Source organism: Gordonia liuliyuniae, assembly GCF_021738805.1.
In the GTDB taxonomy this organism is placed as follows: Bacteria; Actinomycetota; Actinomycetes; order Mycobacteriales; family Mycobacteriaceae; genus Gordonia; species Gordonia liuliyuniae.
This window is the reverse complement of record NZ_JAKKOR010000008.1, coordinates 110,263-132,566: the sequence shown is the minus strand read 5'-3', so window position 1 is coordinate 132,566 and position 22,304 is coordinate 110,263. Positions and strand designations below refer to the sequence as shown.

The 22,304-nt window shown below is 64.6% G+C and carries 17 protein-coding genes, 2 tRNA genes and 1 pseudogene; 8 read left to right on the top strand and 12 right to left on the bottom strand.

What is annotated here, in order from left to right; translation table 11 throughout:
• Nucleotides 1-244 precede the first annotated feature (244 nt).
• Nucleotides 245-3,145, top strand: coding sequence for an FAD-binding and (Fe-S)-binding domain-containing protein (locus L5G33_RS11590; RefSeq protein WP_236998340.1), 2,901 nt, complete (start codon nucleotides 245-247; stop codon nucleotides 3,143-3,145).
• Between the two features lie 81 nt (nucleotides 3,146-3,226).
• Here L5G33_RS11590 and L5G33_RS11585 read toward each other — a convergent pair whose 3' ends face one another.
• Both L5G33_RS11585 and L5G33_RS11580 read right to left on the bottom strand, forming a co-directional pair.
• Nucleotides 3,227-3,910, bottom strand: coding sequence for an MspA family porin (locus tag L5G33_RS11585; protein ID WP_236998339.1), 684 nt, complete (start codon nucleotides 3,908-3,910; stop codon nucleotides 3,227-3,229).
• Nucleotides 3,911-4,173: 263 nt separating this feature from the next.
• Entirely contained in the window at nucleotides 4,174-5,214 is a 1,041-nt protein-coding gene (locus tag L5G33_RS11580) for an NAD(P)-dependent alcohol dehydrogenase (RefSeq protein ID WP_236998338.1), read from the bottom strand.
• Between the two features lie 218 nt (nucleotides 5,215-5,432).
• On the opposite strand from L5G33_RS11580, the gene L5G33_RS11575 reads away from it, so the two are divergent.
• Nucleotides 5,433-6,425 carry an isopenicillin N synthase family dioxygenase gene (locus L5G33_RS11575; protein WP_236998337.1) on the top strand — a complete coding sequence of 331 codons (993 nt, stop codon included), beginning with the start codon at nucleotides 5,433-5,435 and terminating at the stop codon, nucleotides 6,423-6,425.
• 117 nt (nucleotides 6,426-6,542) lie between these two features.
• Nucleotides 6,543-7,445 (top strand): SDR family NAD(P)-dependent oxidoreductase, encoded by a 903-nt coding sequence (locus L5G33_RS11570; RefSeq protein WP_308191569.1) that lies wholly within the window; start codon nucleotides 6,543-6,545, stop codon nucleotides 7,443-7,445.
• 4 nt (nucleotides 7,446-7,449) lie between these two features.
• Here L5G33_RS11570 and L5G33_RS11565 read toward each other — a convergent pair whose 3' ends face one another.
• The 3 genes from L5G33_RS11565 to L5G33_RS11555 are packed head-to-tail and all read right to left on the bottom strand — an operon-like array spanning nucleotide 7,450 to nucleotide 10,729.
• Complete coding sequence (locus tag L5G33_RS11565; RefSeq protein WP_236998336.1) at nucleotides 7,450-9,060, bottom strand: CotH kinase family protein; 1,611 nt, start codon at nucleotides 9,058-9,060, stop codon at nucleotides 7,450-7,452.
• On the bottom strand, nucleotides 9,060-9,737 hold the full coding sequence (locus tag L5G33_RS11560) for a DUF4956 domain-containing protein (RefSeq protein WP_236998335.1): 678 nt from the start codon (nucleotides 9,735-9,737) through the stop codon (nucleotides 9,060-9,062). The genes L5G33_RS11565 and L5G33_RS11560 overlap by 1 nt, the downstream gene beginning before the upstream one ends.
• Before the next feature lie 2 nt (nucleotides 9,738-9,739).
• A complete protein-coding gene (locus L5G33_RS11555) occupies nucleotides 9,740-10,729 on the bottom strand; it encodes a polyphosphate polymerase domain-containing protein (protein ID WP_236998334.1) in 990 nt (329 codons plus the stop codon).
• Nucleotides 10,730-10,878: 149 nt separating this feature from the next.
• Here L5G33_RS11555 and L5G33_RS11550 point away from each other — a divergent pair, with 149 nt between their 5' ends.
• The 3 genes from L5G33_RS11550 to L5G33_RS11540 all read left to right on the top strand — a co-directional run bounded on the left by L5G33_RS11550 (nucleotide 10,879) and on the right by L5G33_RS11540 (nucleotide 13,301).
• On the top strand, nucleotides 10,879-11,946 hold the full coding sequence (locus tag L5G33_RS11550) for a DUF6670 family protein (RefSeq protein ID WP_236998333.1): 1,068 nt from the start codon (nucleotides 10,879-10,881) through the stop codon (nucleotides 11,944-11,946).
• Nucleotides 11,947-12,172: 226 nt separating this feature from the next.
• A complete protein-coding gene (locus tag L5G33_RS11545) occupies nucleotides 12,173-12,409 on the top strand; it encodes an antitoxin VbhA family protein (protein WP_236998332.1) in 237 nt (78 codons plus the stop codon).
• A gap of 82 nt (nucleotides 12,410-12,491) precedes the next feature.
• Nucleotides 12,492-13,301 carry a Fic/DOC family protein gene (locus tag L5G33_RS11540; RefSeq protein ID WP_236998331.1) on the top strand — a complete coding sequence of 270 codons (810 nt, stop codon included), beginning with the start codon at nucleotides 12,492-12,494 and terminating at the stop codon, nucleotides 13,299-13,301.
• 243 nt (nucleotides 13,302-13,544) lie between these two features.
• On the opposite strand, the pseudogene L5G33_RS11535 reads toward L5G33_RS11540, so the two are convergent.
• Nucleotides 13,545-14,439: pseudogene (locus L5G33_RS11535) on the bottom strand (IS256 family transposase).
• A gap of 761 nt (nucleotides 14,440-15,200) precedes the next feature.
• Between L5G33_RS11535 and L5G33_RS11530 the strand changes: the two are divergent.
• Together L5G33_RS11530 and L5G33_RS11525 are read left to right on the top strand one after the other, a co-directional pair.
• Nucleotides 15,201-15,884, top strand: a complete 684-nt coding sequence (locus L5G33_RS11530; protein WP_236998330.1) for an MspA family porin — start codon at nucleotides 15,201-15,203, stop codon at nucleotides 15,882-15,884.
• A gap of 1,081 nt (nucleotides 15,885-16,965) precedes the next feature.
• Nucleotides 16,966-17,466 (top strand): hypothetical protein, encoded by a 501-nt coding sequence (locus L5G33_RS11525; RefSeq protein WP_236998329.1) that lies wholly within the window; start codon nucleotides 16,966-16,968, stop codon nucleotides 17,464-17,466.
• A 650-nt stretch (nucleotides 17,467-18,116) separates the two neighbouring features.
• Here the strand turns inward: L5G33_RS11525 and L5G33_RS11520 are convergent.
• The 6 genes from L5G33_RS11520 to L5G33_RS19435 all read right to left on the bottom strand — a co-directional run bounded on the left by L5G33_RS11520 (nucleotide 18,117) and on the right by L5G33_RS19435 (nucleotide 22,138).
• On the bottom strand, nucleotides 18,117-19,505 hold the full coding sequence (locus L5G33_RS11520) for an MFS transporter (RefSeq protein ID WP_236998328.1): 1,389 nt from the start codon (nucleotides 19,503-19,505) through the stop codon (nucleotides 18,117-18,119).
• Nucleotides 19,502-20,062 carry a TetR/AcrR family transcriptional regulator gene (locus L5G33_RS11515; RefSeq protein WP_236998327.1) on the bottom strand — a complete coding sequence of 187 codons (561 nt, stop codon included), beginning with the start codon at nucleotides 20,060-20,062 and terminating at the stop codon, nucleotides 19,502-19,504. Before L5G33_RS11515 ends, L5G33_RS11520 begins: the two co-directional genes overlap by 4 nt.
• 525 nt (nucleotides 20,063-20,587) lie before the next feature.
• The gene (locus tag L5G33_RS11510) at nucleotides 20,588-21,022 is read right to left on the bottom strand and encodes a hypothetical protein (RefSeq protein ID WP_236998326.1); all 435 of its coding nucleotides are present in this window, start codon (nucleotides 21,020-21,022) and stop codon (nucleotides 20,588-20,590) included.
• A 281-nt stretch (nucleotides 21,023-21,303) separates the two neighbouring features.
• A tRNA-Ala gene (locus L5G33_RS11505) sits at nucleotides 21,304-21,376 on the bottom strand.
• A gap of 27 nt (nucleotides 21,377-21,403) precedes the next feature.
• Nucleotides 21,404-21,480 (bottom strand) — tRNA-Ile (locus tag L5G33_RS11500).
• A gap of 64 nt (nucleotides 21,481-21,544) precedes the next feature.
• Nucleotides 21,545-22,138 carry a DUF3566 domain-containing protein gene (locus L5G33_RS19435; protein WP_236998325.1) on the bottom strand — a complete coding sequence of 198 codons (594 nt, stop codon included), beginning with the start codon at nucleotides 22,136-22,138 and terminating at the stop codon, nucleotides 21,545-21,547.
• Nucleotides 22,139-22,304 lie beyond the last annotated feature (166 nt).

The window sequence follows — 22,304 nt, the reverse complement described above, 5'->3', positions numbered from 1 at the left end:
ACGCCGACGACGTTAAGGAGACTTCTCCACGGTTCGTCATCGGGGGAATGAACGACAGACGAACAGGCGGCTGCGAGCAGGTGGTCGCCGCCGCCGGGCACGAATCTCACGTAGATGGCCCCAGGACCCGAAATACGGCCGATCCGGGTCGAGAATGTGAGAACTGTGCCCGGCCCCCGTGCAAGACTGGCGTGGAGTACGTGGCCCATGACGCGAGGAGCACATCCGAGGAAGGGAACGCGTAGTGAACGCACAGTCCACCGGCGCCGAGAATCGGTTCACCACCTGCCCGATCGACGTCGACGCGTCGAGTGCTCGACGCGGTGCGTACAGCTACGACGCGTCGAACTATCGGATCCCGCCCGCCGGAGTCGCCTTCCCGCGCACCGCCGACGAGGTCAGCGCGACCTTGGCCTGGTGCCACGCGGAGAAGGTCACGGTGACCGTCCGCGGCGGCGGCACCTCGATGGCAGGCAACGCCGTCGGAGCCGGACTCGTTCTGGACCTCTCCCGCCACATGGACACGATCATCGACATCGACGCCCGCGCGCACACCGCGACGGTGCAGCCCGGCGTGGTCCTCGCGCAACTCGCGAGCGCCGTCGAACGGCACACCAACGGCGCGATGACGTTCGCTCCGGACCCGTCGTCGAAGTCACGCGCGACGGTCGGCGGATCGATCGCCAACGATGCGTGCGGCAACCATTCGGTGCGTTACGGCCGGACCACCGACCACGTCGTCGCACTCGACCTCGTCCTGGTGGACGGCACGCGTGTCACCGCGACCCGATCCGGGATCCGGGCCAGCGACCCGTCCGACACCGCCGCCGTCGGCCGCGCCGCCCGGATCACCGCCGACCTCGCCGACCTGACACATGACACGATGGCCCCGCTGCGCACCGAACTGGGCCGTATCCCCCGTCAGGTTTCCGGCTACCACCTGTCGCATCTGTTGCCCGAGCACGGCTTCGATGTCGCACGTGCCCTGGTCGGCAGTGAGGGGACGTGCGCGGTCGTCGTCGCCGCGACCGTCTCGATCGTGGACGTCCCGCCGTCGGCCCTCCTGCTGATCCTCGGCTACGAGAACGTGGTCGACGCGGCCCGCGACGTCCCCGAGATTTTGACGTTCTCGCCGTCGGCGGTGGAGGGCATCGACGAGCAGATCGTCGCGACGATGCGCGCCCGACGCGGCACCGACTCGGTCACCGCGTTGCCGCCCGGGCACGCCTGGCTGTACGTGGAGCTCGACGGCGACAGCCCCGATCAGGTGGCGACCGATGCGACACGCCTGCTCGCCGGTCTGCGCAGCGCGGGGCGAGTGCTCGACGGCTCCGTCGTCACCGATCCGGTTGTGCGCAAGAGCCTGTGGCGGGTCCGCGAGGACGGCGCCGGATTGTCGTCCCGGCTCCCCCTTCCGGACGGCGGCTCGATTACGTCGTGGCCGGGGTGGGAGGACTCGGCGGTGGCGCCGGAGAACCTCGCTGACTATCTCGCGGACTTCACCGACCTCCTCGCCGATCACGATCTGATCGGCGTCATGTACGGCCATTTCGGCGCGGGCTGCATGCACATTCGCATCACGTTCGACCAAGCCACCGACGAGGGGCGCGCCGTGATGACGCGCTTCCTCGACGCCGCGGCTCGCCTCGTGGTCCGGCACGGCGGCACGCTGTCGGGCGAACACGGTGACGGCCGCGCCCGGTCGGGCCTGCTGCCGATCATGTACTCCCCCGCGATGCTGGCGGCGTTCGCTCGGTTCAAAGCCGTGTTCGATCCGGAGGGTCTGCTCAATCCCGGGATCATGGTGTCGCCCGCCGAACCGGTCGCCGACCTCGCCCTGGCGGGAGTCCAGGTGCTGGAGTGGCAGACCAGTTTTGCGCTGGGCGACACCACGGCGTCTCCGCCGGGGCAGGGGCTTGTCGACGCGGTGCAGTCGTGCATCGGTGTAGGACGGTGCCGTTCGCACAGCGGCGGTGTGATGTGCCCGAGCTACCGGGCGACCGGCGACGAGAAGGACTCGACGCGCGGCAGGGCGCGCGTGCTGCAGGAGATGATCCGCGGTGCGGCGACCGTCGACGACGGATGGCGTTCGGAGGATGTGCGCGAGGTGCTCGACCTGTGTCTTTCCTGCAAGGCCTGCGCGTCCGACTGTCCGACGGGCGTCGACATGGCGACGTACAAGTCGGAGTTCTTCGATCACTACTACCGGCGACGGCTCCGTCCAGCGGCCCACTACTCGCTCGGCTGGCTGCCTCGTTGGCTGCCGATCATGTCGCGGACGGCGCCCGCGGTGAACGCAGTCCTGGCGTCTCCGTTCAAGAATGCGGCGCTGCGGATGGCCGGGCTGACCACCGAGCGGGATCTGCCGCGGTTCGCGTCGCATCGCACCCTGCGGAGACTGCTCGCGCGCCCCACGCCGACCGGTGCGGCCGATGTCGTGTTGATGGTCGACTCGTTCACGCGTGGCTTCCGTCCGGAGGTCGCGGCCGCCGCGCGTCGCGTCGTCGACGACGCCGGGCATCGTGCGCAGATCCGCACCGACGTGTGCTGCGGGCTCACCTGGATTTCGACCGGTCAGCTCGCCCAGGCGACGAAGAAGCTCACCCATGCCGCCGAGGCTCTCGACGACGGCACGGACCGTCCGATCGTGGTGGTCGAGCCGAGTTGTGCGGCCGCGTTGCGCAAGGATCTGCCCGAGCTCGTGCACACCGACGCCGCCGAACGTGTGTCGAAGCGGATCAGGAGCTTCGCCGAGCAGGTCAGCGCGCAGGTCGCGGAGGGTTGGGCCCCGGCCCGGGGTGTTCCCGGCGAGGTCGTCGTGCAGACGCACTGTCACGAGTACTCGGTGTTCGGTTCGGCCGTCCAGCAGCGCGCGCTCCGGGACGTCGGCGTGCGCGAGATCCGGGAGGCGACCGGCTGCTGCGGTGTGGCGGGGAATTTCGGTTTCGAGGCCGACCACTACGAGACGAGCATGGCTGTCGCCGAACAGGCGTTGGCGCCCGCACTGCGCGCCCGTGACGACGCGGCGGTCCTCACCGACGGCTTCAGTTGTCACATGCAGGTGCGGCAGTTGACGGGCGATCGGTCGTCGGACGCGTCCGCGCACCTCGCCCAGATGCTCGATCCCGCTCCGGAACAACGATGAGGGCGGGACGGCGTCAGCCGTCCCGCCCTACCCCTCGACATGCGCCCCCCGACTGGCGCATGTCTGGTCACCGGTGCACGCTCAGAGGCGCGTGGTCTTCCCGTAGTCGTAGTAGACGTAGACGCCGGTCTCCGTGGTGACCGATATCTTGGCGAACGGCTGCACCGAGATCGGGCCGACCGCGTTGGACACGTTGAGCTCCACGCCGGATAGGACGACGTCGGCGGTCGGCTTCGTCATCGCGAACTCAGCGAGGGCGACGGTGGTGATCTTGCCTGCGCCCACCTCGAATTCGAGGTCTGCGGCGGGGATGACCGTCGACTCGGCTCCGGCCTCCAGACCGATGTCGCCGAGCGAGCCGCCGCCACCGGTTCCGGAGATGGTGACGTTCGGCGAGACCTTCGTGTTGACGCCGCCCGACAGCTTCAGGTCCGGGGTGTGCGCGGTGACTTTGACGCCGCTCGGCGCCACGGAGACTGGATACCCGATCTTGTATCCGAGCTCGACCGTCGCCCGCACCTTCTTGTCACCGATGCCCGCGATCGCCGCGTGGACGTCGGACGTCAACAGTGCTTGACCGGAGAACGGCGACGAGTCGAGCGGCGCAAGCTTGCGGACCTTCAACCGGCTCGAGTCGAGCGTGATGTTCACGCCCTCACGAGTGTGATGGGTCTGGGCGGCCGCCGGGCCGGCGACCAATGCCGACACCATCGTGAAAGCCGCGACGACGGCCAAAAGCAGCAGAGTGGTGGTTCGTCGCAACACGACGATCTCCTTACGGTGACGCGGACCGTGCGGCCCGAGGCGAGATCTGAGTCGCGGAAGATCCGCGTCTCACAGGAGGATTCTCCTGCCATCGATCTCACGCTCTCTGCCACCGTTCTCCACATCGCGAAGGCGAAGAATGGACGAACTAGCTGGTCAGAGCGCCAAAATATTTGTCCGGTCCGGACAAATACGGACCGTACGCGGGTCCGGAGGAGCCACCGGAGCCCCGATTCACCTCAGTGAATCGGGGACGGCTACGGCTACAGGGTGGCCGTGTCGATGACGAACCGGTAGCGGACGTCGCTGCGCAGGACGCGCTCGTAGGCATCGTTGATCTCGTCGGCCGAGATCAGCTCGGTCTCGGGTGCGATGCCATGCTCAGCGCAGAAGTCGAGCATCTCCTGCGTCTCGGCGATGCCGCCGATGTTCGATCCGGCGAACGACCGCCGGTTGGCGAACAGTGAGAAGACGCGCATCGAGACCGGGTCGGCGGGAGCGCCGACGTTCACCCACACGCCGTCCAACCGGAGCAGTTTGACGTAGCGGTCGAAGTCGAGCGACGCGCTCACCGTGTTGATGACGAGATCGAAGGTGTTGCGCAGGGCCTTGAACGTCTCTTTGTCGCTCGTCGCGTAGTAGTCCGTCGCACCGAACGCAAGACCGTCGTCCTTCTTCGACAGAGTCTGCGAGAGGACGGTGACTTCTGCGCCCATCGCGGACGCGATCTTAACGGCCATATGCCCGAGGCCGCCCATGCCGACGACGGCGACACGCTTGCCGGGACCGGCGTTCCAGTGAGCCAGCGGCGAGTACGTGGTGATGCCCGCGCACAGCAGCGGTGCGGCGGCTTCGTACGGGATGGCTTCGGGGACGCGCAGCACGAAGTCCTGGTCGACGACGACGTGGGTCGAGTACCCGCCCTGCGTGATGGTGCCGTCGCGGTCGACCGACGCGTACGTGCCGGTGTTGCCGGCGAGGCAGTACTGCTCCATGCCCGCCGCACAGTTCTCGCATTCGCGGCACGAGTTCACCATGCAGCCGACGCCGACGCGGTCGCCGACAGCGAACTTCGTGACGTCGCCGCCCACCGCGGTGACCTCACCGACGATCTCGTGGCCGACGACCTGCGGGAAGGTGATCGGGCCCCAGTCCTCGCGAACGGTGTGGATGTCCGAGTGGCACACACCGGCGTACGCGATGGCGATCAGGACGTCGTTCGCGCCGACGTCGCGGCGTTCGATGGTGGTGGGGACGAGCGGCTCGGTGGCGGACGGTGCGGCGTATGCCTTGACGGTCAGCAAGAGTGTCTCCTGAGATCAGCTGTGGACCTTGGTCTGGTCGTGGACTGCGCTGTGGCGGGATGTGGGTTGTGACGGGATGTGGGTTGGGGTCACGCCGGGATGTGGCGTACGCGCACGAGAATCAGGTCTCGGTGCGATGGCGACGCTATCGTCCGATCGTACTCATGCGTGAGCGTGCATGTGGGAAGCGCGGTCTGCTGCGGTGGAACAATGCAGGCATGACCGATCGTGCGCTTCCCGTGGTGGATATGTCCCTGCTCGACGGCGACGACACCGACCGGGCGCGGTTCCGCGCTACGCTGCTTGACGCCGCTCATCACGTCGGATTCTTCTACCTCGTGGGGCACGGCGTCTCCGACGAGACGATCGAGAAGATGTTTGCGGTGACCCGCGAGTTCTTCGCGCTCGACGACGAGGCGAAGCGAGCCGTCGAGATGACGAAGAGCCCTCAGTTCCGTGGTTACACGCGCTTCGGCGGCGAGTACACGCAGGGCCAGATCGATTGGCGCGAGCAGATCGACATCGCGGCGCACTATCCACCGCTCGAGGGAGACGACGACTTCCTCGTCCTCGACGGGCCCAACCTCTGGCCTGCCGAACTCCCGGAGTTGCAGACGGCGGTCGGTGAGTGGCAGGAACGCTGCGGCGCGATCGGCCTGCGTCTGATGCGCGAATGGGCTGACGCTCTCGGCGCACCGCGTGACGTCTTCGACGCCGGCTTCGCCGAACGACCGTCCACCCTGATCAAGCTGGTCAAGTACCCGGGACGCGATTCGCCGGACAAGCAGGGCGTCGGCGCCCACAAGGATCCCGGCGTCCTCACGTTGCTGATGATCGAACCCGGCAAGGGAGGGCTCCAGGTGCAGGGGCCCGGCGGCTGGTCGGATATCGACCCGCTGCCCGGCGCGTTCGTCGTGAACATCGGCGAGCTCATGGAGTGGGCGACCGACGGGTACCTCACCGCGACAATGCACCGGGTCGTCTCGCCGCCCGCAGGCGACAGCCGACTGTCGATCCCGTTCTTCTTCAATCCGGCGCTGTCGTCGACGATGGCGCATCTGGATCTGCCAGCCGACCTCCTGGCGGCGGCCCGCGGCGTCACCGACGACCCGGACAACGCCATCTCGGGGACGTTCGGCGAGAACATGCTGAAGGCGAGGCTGCGCGCCCACCCCGACGTCGCTCGGATCCACCACCCGCATCTCGTCTGACTCCGCACGCACCGAATCACATTCGGACCGGAGTGTCATAGGGGTCACGTCGGGGTCCATATACTTGCGAGCGTTCACCGGCGCCGTCGCGCCGTCATGAGGAAGAGAAGTGTCGAGATGACCATGCAAACCGCCGGAAAGGTGTTCGTCGTCACGGGCGCGGGGAACGGGATCGGACGCCAGGTGGCAGTGGAGCTCATTGCACAGGGCGCGACGGTCGCCGCGGTGGACATCAACGAAAACGGGCTCCGGCAGACGGTCAGCGAAGCGGGCCTCCGGCCGTCAGGCGACGAAGCGGGCCTCCGGCCAACAGGCAGCGAGGAAGGCTCCCGGATCTCGACGCATGTCCTCGACGTCTCCGACGGTGACGCGGTGGCGGCCTTCCCGCAGGTGGTGCTCGACGCGCACGGTGTCGTCGACGGGCTCTTCAACATCGCCGGGATCGCGCAGGACTTCGAGAGCACCTCCGGGATCACGCCCGAACGCATCGATCAGATCATGGCGGTCAACTTCCACGGCACCGTCGCAATGACCCGCGCCTTCCTCCCCCACCTCGCAGAGCGACCCGACGGCGGCCGGGTGATGCTGACATCTAGCCTGTCCGCGCTGGTCCCCGTTCCGGGAGCCGCCGTCTACGGGGCGTCCAAGGCGGCGATCGCCTACTTCGGATACGGGTTAGCGCAGGACCTGCGCCGCCAATGCCCGTCCGTGAAGGCGACGACGGTGATTCCGGGGACCATCTGGACGGACATCGTGCGCAACAGTGCCCAGACCATGGGCGTCCCCGTCGCAGTGGCGAAAACCTTCGCCATGCCGGCGCGCAAAGCCGCCAAGAGGATGATCTCGTCGACGATGAAGGGCCGGACGTCGGTCGTCATCGGCAAGGACGCGCACGTATATCGCACCCTGCAGCGCGTCAGTTCCGTTCTCGCCGAACGCGTCTCGTACATCCAGGTGGGGACGTTCGTTTACCGGGGGAACGCCGGTGAACTGAGCGGCGGAACAGATAGTCGCCCCTGAGCGGCTACCTGTTCCGTTCCGAGGCGAGGGCCTCGGTGCGTTCGGTGATCCAGTCACGCATCGTTGTCACTTCCTTCGCGAGGTCGTCTGAGGTCATCTGGTCGCTGACAGGGATCGACGACGCGAACTGATTCAATGTGTCCGTCGCCGTCGTCTGCCCGTAGATTTCGTCGAACAGCTTCCAGTAGGCGTCGTCGTAGACTGCGGTGAACTTCGCCGAGTCCAGGAAACGAGTCTTCAGCTCGTTGCCGCCGCCCATCCCGCCAGGCACCTTTCCTCCTGCCGGTCCTGCCGATCCGGGGACCTTATCGGGAGCCACGCCGCCGGGAGCCTGCCCTCCGCGAGCTTCCCCGCCTGCCGCCTTGCCGAACATTCCGCCGATCGAGATCGAATCATGCGGTCCCGCGTCCGCGTTCCCTTGCATGGCGAGGTTCAGGTCCCAGGAGATCACCGAGATCTTCTTCGAGTCCAGGTCGTACCAGAGGTAATAGTTCTGTCCCGGCCCCGACATGTCGTCCATGTTGGCGAGCAGGTTCTGCGTCGCCAAGTAGTCGGCGAACGAATCGACGTCCACCCAGTCGGCCAAGTGCGCGTCGAACTCAGTGTCGTCGGCGGAGTCGACCCATTTCAGAAAACTGATGATGGGCTCGAGGTTCCCGTTACCGTCGGAGTTGATCTGCTTGAACTGGTCCGAATACGAGGACTGGTCGTCGTCGACGTACTCGAATCGTGACGAGGCGTCCGCTTTGAACAGGTAGCCGTCCGAGTCGGACAGCGAGTCCGCATATCCGGCGTCGGGATGCTCCAACAGCAGTCGAGTGGTGGACTCACTGTCGTTCACCGAGTACACGGTGTATGCGAATCGCTGGGTCGGCTGACCGGTCGCCTTCGTCAACGCGAGCGCCATCGCCTCGTTGAGGACCGGCGAGCCAGGTCGCACCGACAGTTCGGTCATGCCCTGGTAGGCCCGACCCTGCGCGTTGTGGTCGAAGCTGAGGAGCAGCGGCAGCGACGTCGGATCATTGGCCGACAACTGTGCCAACCCGGCTGGGCCGCCCCGCGGCACCCCCTGGCCGTCGGGCTTCACGCCCCCGTTCGGTTCGCCTCCCCGACCGCTCTGTCCGGGCCGCTGCTCACCGTCCGGCAGTTGCATACCGGGTGGCGGTTGCATTCCCTCCGGGACCTTCTTGCCGCCGGGCGGTCTCATGCCGCCGCGGAGGCTCTGCAGAGTGGAGTTGCCTTTCAACCTCACCCCGACGTCCTTGACGAGGGTGCCGTCGACCACCACGTCGGCGGTGACCCACTTCTTCTCACCGTTCTTGACGTACGAATCCACCATCTCGGCGTATTCCGCGTCGGAGATCTTCATCGAGAAGTCATGCTCAATGGAGTCGTCGAACAGATCGACGGTGCCCGCGATGTTCTCGGTCACGTCCGACTCGATCACCCGCTCGTCGCCCGAGATGTAAGGGCGAACCGTCAGGCCCCCCATCGTGACGATCACGACGAGCAGGAAGACTCCGAGCGCTGCGGGCCACTTCCAGTAGCGGCGCAGCCTGGTCGGGATCCGGTGACGGAGTCGGCGGCGCGGGGTGCCTTCCTCGCGCGGCCCCATCACAGATCGGTTTGGTCATAGCCGGTCAGTACGGTGACTCGCTGGCCGGAGTTCACTTCGCTGAGGGCGGAGACGAGGTCGTTGGACTTCTGCCCCTTCTTCAGTTGGGCCGTGTAGTACATCTCGTTGAGCGCACCTGCCCGAACCGATTCGGTGGACACCAGTTCGTGTTCAGCGCAGAACTTGATGAGGACGTCCTCCACGCGTGCGACGTACGCCTGCTCCGGTGGCATCTGAACCTTGACGACCTGTCGCTGAACGTCAAGCTTGTACCAGTTCATCTTGCTCATCACGACGAGCACGAGGCAGATTGCGACTGTCGCAGCGATCGCCAACACGTAGAAACGCGTTCCGGTGGTCATCCCGATCGCCATGACCAAGAAGATGAAGCCAACGTCGCGGGTCTCCTTGATCGCGTTTCGGAAACGTACCACCGACAACGCCCCGACCAGCGCGAACGCCCGCGCAATGTTGGATCCGACGACGAGCATGATGAGAGCGATGACCATGCCGACCAGGACGAGTGTCTGCACGTACGACTGGCTGTACGAGACGTTCTTATGAGTGAAGCGGTAGACCCAGCCGATCGTCGCCGACAGCACGAACGACAGCGCAAGCGCCACGACGATGTCCAGAGTGCTGAAGGTGCCACTCAGGTCTTGGAAGTCAAAGTTCACGATTACCTCTGCGAATGATTGTTGATGGAGAGCGAGCAGCCGACGCGGTCAGCTGATGGGATCAGATCGTCGATGCTCGTGACGTCGAAGTCCTTGCCGTCGAGAACGCCGGCGGGAACGATGCCCGCATCGCCGTCGGGTGCGACGAACTCGGGCGATCCGAGCTTGGAACGCGGTGCCAAGTCGAACGCTTCGACGGACTGGCAGTATTTGGACACCCGAATGACCGACATGTTGAGGCGAGCGGTCAGGTCGGTCGTCCAATACGGCACGCGCTCATTGGCTTTCAACTCGACGATCGCGAGATTCGGCGGGATGATGAACCGATTCTCCCCGCCGGCCGCGAAGTCGAAGTCGCGATCGCGTCCGTGCACCTTGTGGTCGATGGTGACGCGCAGGCCCGTGTCAGCTTCACGGCCGACGAAGGCTTCGCGCAGATAGCCGGTCGTCACGATCGGCCGCAGGTCGAGGTTCCCGACGAGCATGCTCACCTCGTCGGCGAACCCTCGCTGGCCCGGGGCGAAGTCGAGTTCCTCACCGCCGTTGAGCCATCGCCGGGCGTCGCCGTACGGCAGTTCGATTCGACGTTTCTGAGTCACTCGATTGACCCGCTGTTTGATCTCGACTTGAACGGGCGTGTCTGAGTTGCACTCGGACGGTGGGCCGTACAGGCGGACACGGACTTTGCGACGGAACTTCAATCCCTCTATCTTCTCCCAGTAGAAGCGGAGGGACTGCGTGTCGTAATAGAGCGAGGTCACCGGATAGCCGCCCGTCGGCGAGTGCGGATCGGTGTCCATGTGCTCGGCCAGCTCATCGCGAAGCGCTGGCACGTCCAACTCGTCGATGAAGTACTTGATCTCGTATCGGTTGAACGAATGAAGACGACTCGCGGTTTCGCGGAAACCGGATCCCGGATGCTCGACGAGCTCCTCCTCAGCCGCTGCTCCTGGGTCCTTGCGCACAGTTCTGGAGAACCGGAAGCGTGCCATGTGTACTGGTCCTTAGACATGGGTTTACGAATAGGCGAACTTTCCTAGACAACCTCGTGAACCTGCCCGTGCGCGGCCACGAAGCTGCCAGTTTCCTGTCAATCAGGCTCTGAGGATTGATTCCGTGGGGCGCGTGCGAAGATCGGGCCATGCACCACATCGCTTCGAGTGCCATACGTCGGGTCCTGAAGTCGGCTTTGGCGGTCGCGGACAGTGCGAGCAAGGCCACCGGGGCCCCGTTCAACGCCCCGGAGATCCTGGTCCCGAATCTCGACTCACGCCGTTTCGGCTGGACGCACTACGGACTGATGATTCCGGATCTGCCCGAACCGCATCGGTTCCTCAGCGTCATGTCATTGATCGGCGCCACCGGATCGCTCGCGTTCGACAACGACCATGCGCTCCCGTGCTCCCCTCGTCGGACGGCAGCTGTCGTCGCGGGCACCGCAGCATCGCACCCGGGGCATTTCGGCACCTACGAGTTCGGGGCGGACTTCTCCGCCTCAGCGGACGGCTCCGAGGTGCGGTTTGGCGACGACCTCGCGTTGACCGGCGGCTATCCCGAGTACCGGCTCGAAGGGAGCTTCGGCGGCGTCGAGGTCGATCTGACGATCACGTGCAGCGACACGGTGACGTGGTTCTTCCGGACGCCCGTGTACAAGCATCTGAGCCTGTTCGGTGAGTATCGCGGCACGCTCACCACCGGCCCGGACTCAGTGGACGTGTCGGGCCTGTGCTCGTTCGAGTACGGTGCGTGTCCGAGCCCGTACCTGCTCACCGGCAGGCCGCTGCCATCGCGGCTCAAGGCGCCGCTGGACTACTTCGTCTATCACATCGTGAATCTCGACGACGATAACCAGGTCTTGCTGAGCCAGTACTCGATCGGTGGAGTTCCCCTGTGCACCACCGCATTTCATCGAAATCGCAGCGGAACCTCACAAAGCTTCCCGAACGTCTCCTTCGAGGTGACCGAGACCCGCGCTGATCCCGAGCCGACTCCGTACGGCAAGCCAATGCCGGTGCCGGCCAGGACACGTTTCCGGGTGTGGGACGAAGCGGGCAACCTGTGGCTGGATCTGCGCACCGTGATGGACACACCACTGACGTACGGGCTGGGGTCCGGTTTCGTGAGCGGATTCGCACACGAGTCGCACTGGCGAGGAGCGCCCATCAGCGGCCGCGGCTACCTCGAGTACATCGACCGGCGCAACGGCTGAGCTCCGAGGGGGACTGCTGGCGCTTGCCTCATCATGAACCGCCCCGCCCCGGACTGCCAGCTCCGAGACAAGGACGACGCGGCCCGCGCCCTCGCCACGTCGACTATCTACACCGCCGGCAAGGCTCACTGTTTGACATATAGACCCGCCACTAACCCGCAGCGAGATACCTCACCGCGCCCAATGAGCAGGTAGAATCTATGAAAGCCCATCAGAAAGGACGGCTATGAGCACGACGTTCGAGGAGAAGTACGCCGACCTGCTGGACCGGCTCAACCCTGTCGAGCGCCGCGCCGTCGTGCGGTCGGTCACCAACGCCATCCAAGAAGGCTGGGACCCGACCCGTAGCCAGATCGAGTTGCAGGTACGACGAGCATCCGGCGAGATCACCGGCGAACAGGCCCGCGCACAGATCATCGCTGCTGCCCGCGGCACGACCGCGGCGCACAGCTCGGCGTCCTAAAGATCTCCCGCGCCTGAGTACCGGCGGGTGTGCCGCGCCTTAGAGGACGCTGCATACCCCCGGTTTTCGCGGAAGGAATGCGATGGCTAGTTCGCACGCAGACTGGGACGCGACCTTCATCCCGGGGACACACATCCTCGCCAACAAACTCGACATCACTGACCCCAGCACGCTGGCCGAGACTGAGTACGCGATTTCATCAATCGCGCAGGGGGAGATCGAAGACGGCACCGTGCAGATCGAGCGGTCCTACGACCAGAGGCACCTGCTCGCAATCCACCACCATTTGTTCCGCGATATTTATGAGTGGGCCGGTACGGTCCGAACCTATCCACTCTGGCGTAACCCGGTCGTCCCATTCGCCGATCCGGAACTCATCCCAGTCTATCTAGATCACGCCTACCAGAAGATCGCACAAACCGAGTGGGAGAAGCTAGACCATCGGCAATTCTCGCAGGCCGCAGCAACAGTGTATGCGTCGGTCAATTTCGCTCATCCGAGCCGTGAGGGAAATGGTAGAGCCGCGAAGACGTTCATGACTCACCTCGCCAACGATCACGGCTGGGACCTCGACTTTGATCGAGTACCGGCCCGCGCTTGGAACCAGGCCGCCGCACTGTCAGCACCGGACCGCGGAACATTCGAACCGGTACCGGACGAGCTCTTCCCCGTATTCGAGCGCCTGACCATCATCCGCACGCCCGCCGCGCCATCGACTCAACCCCCGCACCCGACAGCGACCGAGCTCGCGGCCCGCGGTCCTCTATCGGCTGGCCCCGACGCCCCGCGCGGTCCCCAACGAGAAGCATCCCTACCTCCGCGTTCTTCTCGCACAACGAGACCGCCTCGCCGCGGCCATGACGAACGCAAACGAGGCGGGCCGATGACATAGGGTGCTCGGGTTATCGGCGCATCGAGTTCGCAGACAGTCCCATCGTCACGAGCGCGATGCCCGGGACGATGAAGAACATCGTAGCGATCCCCACTAGCGCAGCGCGGCCGAGTAGATCCGACCACGTCCGGCCACGATCCCAGTACGGTCCGCGCCCCGGTACCGGGTTCGGCCGCGACTGCGCCGGCCGCGCCGGTCAAGCCCCTTGTAGTAGTGTGACTAGTTTTGATCCTTCGTTGGTGGTCAGGCGGGTAGTTCGGTCAACTGATCGGTACTCACCTCCGCTGGCGAGTTGGTGGCGGGGCCGGCGGTCAGGGTGAGTCGTCAGCGGCTGAGGACTTCCAAGCCGAGGTAGCGGCGGCCTTCGGCCCGTTCGTCGGGCTGTTCGGCCAGGACGGCGCCGATGAGGCGGACGATCGCGTCGCGGTTGGGGAAGATGCCCACGACGTCGGTCCGTCGGCGAATCTCCCGGTTCAGTCGCTCGGTGGGGTTGTTGGACCAGATCTGGCGCCACACGTCGTCGGGGAACGCGGTGAAGGCGAGTAGGTCTTCACGGGCGTCGCCGAGGTGCGCGGCTACCGCGGGTAACCGGCCCTCGGTGTACTCGAGGAGCCGGTCGAACTGAGTGTGGACCGCGCCTGCGGTGGGCTGGTCGTAGACGCTGTGCAGCATGGCCTTGACTGCCGGCCACATCGATTTGGGGCACACGGCCATCAGGTACCGTGGCGTAGTGGGCGCGGCAGTGTTGCCACGCCGCTCCCGGTAGATTGGCCGCGATCGCCTCGATGAGCCCGGCGTGGGCGTCGGAGGTCACCATTCGGACCCGCCCAGACCGCGAGCGGCGAGATCGGCGAAGAAGGTGTTCCACAAGGCTCTGGTCTCGCTGGTGGCGCTGCCCGAGCGCAGTTTGGGCACCGGCGACCTCCACGGTGCCCACACGGGTATCGAGGGGTCGGCGACGGTATCCGTTGCGGTAGTTGGTGTGCTCGGCCGAGCGAGCATTCCACTCCGCCCCGCAGACTGCGTCAGCGTCGGCGGACAGCAGGGCGTTGATCACCGTTTGCAGCAGCTCGCGCGTCAGATCGGCGAAGGCTTGGCTCAGCATGCCCGCAGGGTCGACAATATGAGGTGCGGTCATCGTGATGACTCGGTTCGAGGATTCGGTAAGAGGTTGACTCGAAGGATCACACGGTGACCGGCTACATCCGGGCACAACACCCCGTCGCGGACGATCTCGGCCACCGAGTTACACCACTCCAAGGGATTCACCCTCGGACTATTTTCCGTTCACTGGTTCTTCACTGATATATCCCCCACCGATGCGCTGGGGCATGCCGCGAACTGGATAGGTCGGGATACCTCGGCGTTTGACGCCATCCACCGGTGGCTGGCCAGCCCCTCACGAGCAGCCCCGCTTGAGCGGGTGTTCGGCGGCGCGCTGCTTCCAGCTATGCCAGGCCATTTCGAGCGACGCGAGTACCAGCGGTTGTGTGAGCTTGCCTGGACTAAAGTCCCGAAATGGCTCGGCGATCCAGCGGACTAACGAGGTCCACCTGACCGGTCCCCATCAGGCCACTGACTACGCCTGGCGACAGCCGTTGGGCGACAGGTTGGTTGAGGCGCGAACCGACACACTGTGGGCACCACTCCCCGCCGATTCTGTCCGGACCGGCCACGATCTTGTCCGGACCGGACAAAAGTTCCGGGCCCTGACCTGCGGGTTTCGACATATTACGCACCCTGCGTTTGCGGATCGGTTGCTACGGGTGTGGGGTGACGGGTGGGAGTAGTTACTCCCGGATAGACCGACCCGGGATGTATGTCGTGTGGTCGGGGGGAAGCGTTACACGGGGCCAGTGAGTGCCCCGTGTCCATGAACTAGGAACAAGGGGGATCGTCGTGTCTCGAAGTATCACCAGAGGACTTCTGCTCGTCATCATCGCCGCGTTCGCGTTGGCGTCCAGTCTGTTTGCCGGGCCGGCGTACGCCCGCACGCATCACACGCGTGAAGGCGTGGACATCACGCTAACCGCATCAAAACTCAAAGCCAAGAAGATCCCTGCACTGGACTCCTCGCCGTTCTCCGGCGAAGCGTTGTTGTCCTCGGACGTGCACGCCGGACTCAAAGGCATCGACGGCAAAACCGTCCGCGCGACAGTTGAGGTCGGCTACAAGATCGGCTACCCGGTCTCGGTCGCATCCAACGGGGTGAAGGTCACCGCGCACACGCCCGAGCTCAAGCTCACCGGTGGAGTGAACGCCAAGATCGCTCCGGAAGTCACTATCTCCGGTAGCGGCGGGGGCGGCAAGATCGGCGAGATCGGCGGCGAACTCGGTGCCGAAGCAACCGTGATCCCCGCAGCGGACCTCGAGTTCGAGATCGGCGCAGGAAAGATCACCACCGTCACCCTCGCCGACATCGCACTCACGCAGCCGGTCGCCGACATCGTCCTGTCCGGCATCGAACTCAACGTCTCCAACGCCGTCGGCCCCATCTCCGTGCGCCCGTTCGCGAAAATCTCGGTGACTACTGAGACCGGCGTCTACGTGTACTACGACCACGGCCCCACCAGCCGAATTTGACGGGATGACGAGACATATGAAAACGATCCACACCGGCGCTAGGAAGGACCGCAGCGCACCTATCGGGGCAGTGATCGGCCTTCTCACGATGATCGTCGCACTGGCTCTCGCATGGTCACTGACACCGGCTCCGGCATCAGCGGAAACCCCAGCCGAACGCTGCCAACGTGAGACCACCGCGTACAACAACGCGTGGAAAGCCATGGGCAGGAAGCCGCCCGTTCCCTATAGATGCGGCGGAAACAACGACGCACCTCCTACTCTGGCGCCGACGACAACTCCGGACGAGGCTCCGGACGAGACGGCCGAGCCCACCACGGTAGCTCCGGAGAGCTCAGGCAGCGGGCCAAACATTAATACACCCACTGAACGCCGCGAACTCGAACATCCAGGAACTGGTCAAGCCCCGATCGGCGGCGGCGCAACGTCGTCGGCCCCGGCGCCACGCTCAAGTCCGTCTGCGTCGTCACCGCAGCCTGGCGGGTCCTCGACTCAGCCCCAGGGAACCATCCCTGACTTGTTGAAACCCCAACCCGTGTTCTGTCCGATCGGCCACAACGATGACGGCGGATGTCGAGGGGCCGGGGTCGCGCGAGGTGCATGGAAGTGGACTAAGTGTGTGGGAGCAGTGGCGGTCGTTTTCGTTCCGACTGCGAAAGCGTACAAGGCCATTAAGGCACTGGGTGGAGTCAAAGAGACAGCTCGGCTGCTGTGGGGCGCAGGGAGTGCAAGTGAGTTCCTGAGTATCACCGGAGGGGTCGGAGCAGAGATACTGGGAGTCTCTGGAGTACAAACCTACTGCTTCGATTAAGGAGGCGAGCATGGAGCAGAAACGAACGCTTCCAGATTGGGTTACCCCACCTATAGCTTTCGCGATAATGTACACGGTAATCGTATTTGTTAGAGACGTTGTCATGAACACGGGGATCCTTCTGGCCGCGTCAGTAGCGATTGGCGTGGTATCGCTCGGCGTACTTCACATCGCCCAAAACTACAGGAGCCAGGCACTCGCAATCCTCTGCCTCGCCTCATGGGTCACTGGTATCGCCGCGGGGATTCTTCAAAGCTAAAGGAGCAAATAGTGTCAGAACATAGAAGGAAACTCTTCAGTGCAGCGATCATCGGCTCTGTCGGGGCAATCATCCTTGGCGCATGCGGAACCGATAACGACACGACAGAAGTAGCGGCCGCACCTGAGTCCTCTATCGAGAATGTCGCGGGAGTCTCTGACGCAGACAGCGCAGCCATAGCAGATGCCGTATCAGCAACGCTGCATGAGTACCAGGAGGGGAGCCGCAAGAGCTTGCTGAAACAGACGTGCGGGGAGCTCCACGGCGACCTAGCCAAGGTGTCCGACGAGGAGTTCGACACCGAGCGGCAGGACACCCTGGGCAAGAGAGGGGACTTCCGCCTGAGTCGCATCCTGTCATCGACCGAAGCGGGCGGCAGCAAGTTCGTCGAGCTCGACCTTGAGAACGCGGGCGGAAGTCTATCCAGATCTACGACCACTCGTTTCGTGTGGGAACTGAGCAAGGCTGGCTCCTCGTGGAAAGTGTGCAGTGTCGGATCGGCGGACTCCTAAGCGGAACGATCTACGCGACGCAGCATGCGGTGAGGGAACCGAAAGAGGCCATCCTCCCTACTCGGCGCGGTAAGACTGTACCGTCGCGTAGCGCAAATGGCGGTGAACCCCTCAAGCACGTGCGTGGATGCGCACGATCAACCAGGAGAAACTCTCGCCTTTTGTGGCCCCGGGGTTCTTCGTCCGGGGCCACGCTTCTACCTTCGGGAGAACTCTGTACCGTCGCTGTGGGGGCCTCGCCCGACACCGTTTGAAGGCGAGAGTCGGCATCACGGGGCGGAAGGCTCTGAAGTTCTCGACGACGCGTGAATACTGACCCTCAGATGACGGGTCAGTTTTCACCCGCCGTCCTCGGGGCCGGGAGCGAGCCGGCCACAGGGTCGCAGGCCTTGCCGTCAGCGCAATCTAGGCCTGGGCCACCCGCGTCAGTCCCCTCTGGGGAGTCTCAACTTCATCCACTTGCCTCAAGCGTGATGGCACCCGACAATGCCCCGCGCGCAGCCTGTTGCGTGCGCTCGGACTAGAACGGAGGAGGGCGGTTGCGATCCCGGCACACGGTCTGGTCAGGCCTCGTGGCGTAGGCATGCAGGGGGTACGCACGTCGCCGCGTCGCCGTCGTTCGGGACAGTGCGCTAGGCGCGATCGATCTATCAGTGCGCACCCTTTCGATGCAGCGCAACGCATGTCATGGTCGTGGCGGCCATGATGGCGGCACCGATCCACGATGCGACCGTGTAGGCGGTGTCATCGGGGAATTTCCCAGTGATGCCAGCGGCGAGTATGAGTCCGCCGATGGCGCTGCCTAGGGAGAACCCGACACTGCGAACGACCTGGTTGACGCTCATTGCGCTCGAGGTCTCGTCTTTCGGGGTGACAGCGAGGATCACACCGGGCATGGCCGAGGAGAAGCTGCCGACACCGAAGCCGAGGATGGCCATCGCGATCAACAGTTCGACGATGCTGGTTCGCGCGGCGGCGAAGATCGCGAAGGCTGCCAGGACGATCACAGCGCTGCTGGCGAGGACGAGCGGTGCGCCGATACGTTCACGGGCCCGCGGGGTGAGTTTCCCGGCGATGAAGCCGAGTACGGAGAACGGCACGAGTACGAGGCCGGCGACGAAGGTGGTCAACCCGAACCCGTAGCCGGTGCTGCTGGGTGTCTGCGAGTAGCGCGTGATGAGCGTCAAGAGCAGATACATGCCGATGCCGCCGATGAACATGGCGATGTTCGCACCGGCCACCGCGGGGTGACGCAGCAATGTGACGTCGACCAGTGGTGAAGCGATGCGCCGTTCGACGGTCGCCCACACCGCGAGGACTGCCGCGGCGATGACTGCGAGCACGACGGCCACTGTGAGGTACTTGGTCCACAGACTGGTCTCACTGGCGAGGAGCAGGACGAGGAACAACGCTGCTGCGAGCAGCACGGCGCCGGGCACGTCGACGTGCGACGAACGGCCTTCTGGCGAGGCCGGGATGCTGCGGTAGGCGGCGAGTAGGGCGAAGGCGGTGACGGCGACACCGAGTCCGTACGCCGCGCGTACGCCGCCCACTTCGGTGAGTAGACCGGCCAGTGGGTAACCGATACCGATCCCGATGGTCGATGCCACCGACAGCAGAGCGATGGTGGAGGCGGACTTGTCTCTCGGGAGGTGATCGCGGGCCACCCCCATCATCAGTGCGGTCAGTCCCAGTCCCGCTCCCTGCGCCGCCCTGCCAGCGAGTAGCCATGGGAACGGTAGCGGCAACACGGTCAGGATGCTGCCGGTGACGACGATGGTGAGGGTGGCAAGGATCGTCGCCCTCCGGTGCGGGCCGGCGCCTAACCGGCCGAGGACAGGCGTTGCGATCGCACCGGCGAGCAGGGTGATCGTCAGCGTCCACTGCGCGCTCCCCAGGGAGACGTGCAAGCTTGTGGCGACGCTGGTGATCAGCGGCGCTCCGAGGCTGCCGACGGCCGCGACCACCAGGGCGATAAAGACCAGCGACGGAACCAGGAGTTTCGGCGGGGCCTCGTGGGTGGCTGAGGTGGTGCTCATCGGTTGGTCTCGCTGGTGATGTGGTCGAACAGGCCGGGTTGTATGCGGGTCTGCACACCATCAGCCCAGGGTTCGATCACCTCCGACACCTCAAGGGCGGCGACGTTATTGAGGAGCATACCGAAAGCCAGGAACGCCTTGATGGTCACCGCGTCCAGCCCGGTGATGTCGGCGATGGTCTTCCACATGCGCCCGAAGCTCTCACGCACGGCACCGCGAACTTCCGGGTCACCACAGGCGGCGAACCCCTGCAGCTGCAACAACAGAGAACTCCGGTCAGAGAGCAGCTCGTAGTAACGCGACCCCATAAGTCTCAGTGCCTCTTGCCCGGTGGCCTCTCCGACCACCTCACGCATGCCCTCCGTCAGCCGCTCGAACGACGCAGTCATCACCTCAAGGAACAGGGCCTTCTTGGTTCCGAAGATCCGGAAGATATAGGCCTGCGTGATGCCCGCACGTCGAGCGATCGCTTCCGTCGACGCTCCATGCAGGCCCCCACCTGCGAATTCGACGGCAGCGATCTCGAGAACCTGCTTCCGACGGTCAGCACCACTCATCTTCCGTTGCTGCTCCAAACCACCTGTCCTACCACCCGTAGTTGCTGGTTACTAACTACACACTCTCAGTGGCGCAGACTTGTACAGTACTCAGCCTTCAGTAATGGAACCGATCGACCCAGTCGGCGGTAGCGAGGCACGACGCGGCGCGACTCTGGCTGCGTTGACCCAGCTCCAGCCTCCTAGGTCCCCGTCTCGCAACGTGTTCCAGGCGTCCGTCACTCCAGCCGACTCACCGTACGGATCAACGCACTCTTGAATACGAAGAGCGACGATAGCTGCCCGTGGTGCCACTCGGCAGCGGAGATTGTACGAACTGAGGGCCACTGTCCGGTCGTCACGAGTTTTAGTGCGCCTCCGACCGATGACGACATCATCGACTCGTTCACCGCATTCGTAGCTGAGCGCGCGGAGGCCGGTGTTCTCCTGGCCAAGGCGGTCGCACGAGTGTCGTTCAACCAGGTCGGGTCACAGTAGTTGTCGACCTGGCTGGGACTGCTTGCACCGACGGGTGGCGGCGTAACTTCACCTATCGATATGGCGGTCCCCGAGGTGCCGATGGACAACTTCCAGATCCCGAAAGCGGTCACGGGCTATCCGCCGCGACGTCACGCTGAACTCGGACTTCTCGATAACAGCCAACCGCAGTCCATGCTCAGGGATCATCTCCCGCTTGCGCTCGTCGTAGCGGCGACGTTGCTCACCACGTCCTATTCCGGACACGGTCGGCCGGCGGTCGAAGAACGGCACTGCCTCCGAGTGCTGCTCCTCCTGGAACTCGACCACGAGTCTTAGACCCGGCCAGTACCCGTCAGTGGGGAGCATTGATCCGCGGGGTAATCGAGCTGTGGGATCGCCCCGCAGCCAATCGAACCTCGCCTGACGGACTTCCAGCACGCCGAGAATCTCGTCGCACAGGTCGAGAACGTAGTGCTCGTCGGAGTTGGCACGGCGGGACATAGTGCGATTCTCGCAGGCCAGAGAGTGCGGCTGTCAGCAGGCCCGTCGCCGTTCATGCCGCTCAGGCGACTGTGTTGATGGTTGCCTCGTGTTCGATGGGCGTCAACAGGCCTGGGAGGGGCTCGGGCTAGTAGTCGCTCAGGAACCTGGCAACTCCGCACGCAGCGTTCTCTATGTCGGATTCCTGACAAACTGCCATAGATCTCCGCCTACGCCCAAATCTCGGGACCCATTTCCAAATCCGAGCGGGTGACATATCCAAGTATGTCTCGTGTGTCTTGTGGAGCCTAGGAGATTCGAACTCCTGACATCCGCCTTGCAAAGGCGGCGCTCTACCAACTGAGCTAAGGCCCCGGGTCCGACCGAAGTCGGGGGTGGTCATGGTGGGCCTAGGAGGACTTGAACCTCCGACCTCTTCGTTATCAGCGAAGCGCTCTAACCGCCTGAGCTATAGGCCCGTGAACCGAGATGGAACATTACCCGACGAGTCCTGAACTAACAAAACGGGTGGTCAAGCGTGGGTCAGTCGAGATCCGCGAGCGTGACTTCGACGCCGCCGACCATGTCTGCGCACACGTTGTAGATGTACGCGGAAATGGTCGACAGTCCGGTAACCAGGATCGCGGCGATGACGCCGAACACGGCGGAGAAGCCGAACACCATGCCAGTGCCGATCAGATCGCCGGTGCTCTGCCCCTCGCCTTCGACGAGGTTGCCGAACGAACTGTTGATCTGGTCCCACACGCCCATCCCGCCGAGCACGCCGTACAGGATGGCGATGGCGATCATCCAGATGAAGAAGCCGACGATCGCCAGAACGCCGGTCACCTTGAACACCGACCACGGGTCGACGCGCCGGATCTGGACGGCGGCGCGCAACGGAACGCCGATCGACCGCGACGGAATCGTCTGGCTCTGCGCGCGAGCCGCTGCTTTCGCCTCCTTCGACGCCTCGACGTGGTGGATCGCGTCGAGATCGGGAAGCTGATCCTTCTTGGCCAACTCGTTTCGCGGGATGTTCCGAGTATCCGACTCGACGAACGGCTTCTGCTCGGACGGAGCGGACGTCGCGGGCTGCGGTTGAGCCTGCGCGGGCTTAGGTCCCTGCTGCGGCACGGGGCCCTGCTGCGGCGCAGAGGATGATGCCTGCTTGGGACCCTGCTGCGGCGCGTGAGGTGTCTGCTTGGGACCCTGGCCGGCCCCTGCCGCGCCTGTAGGCCCCGCTGACGGCCCGCCTGGGGTCGAAGGCGAACCAGTGCCCCCGGCGGCAGGAGTCGGGGAA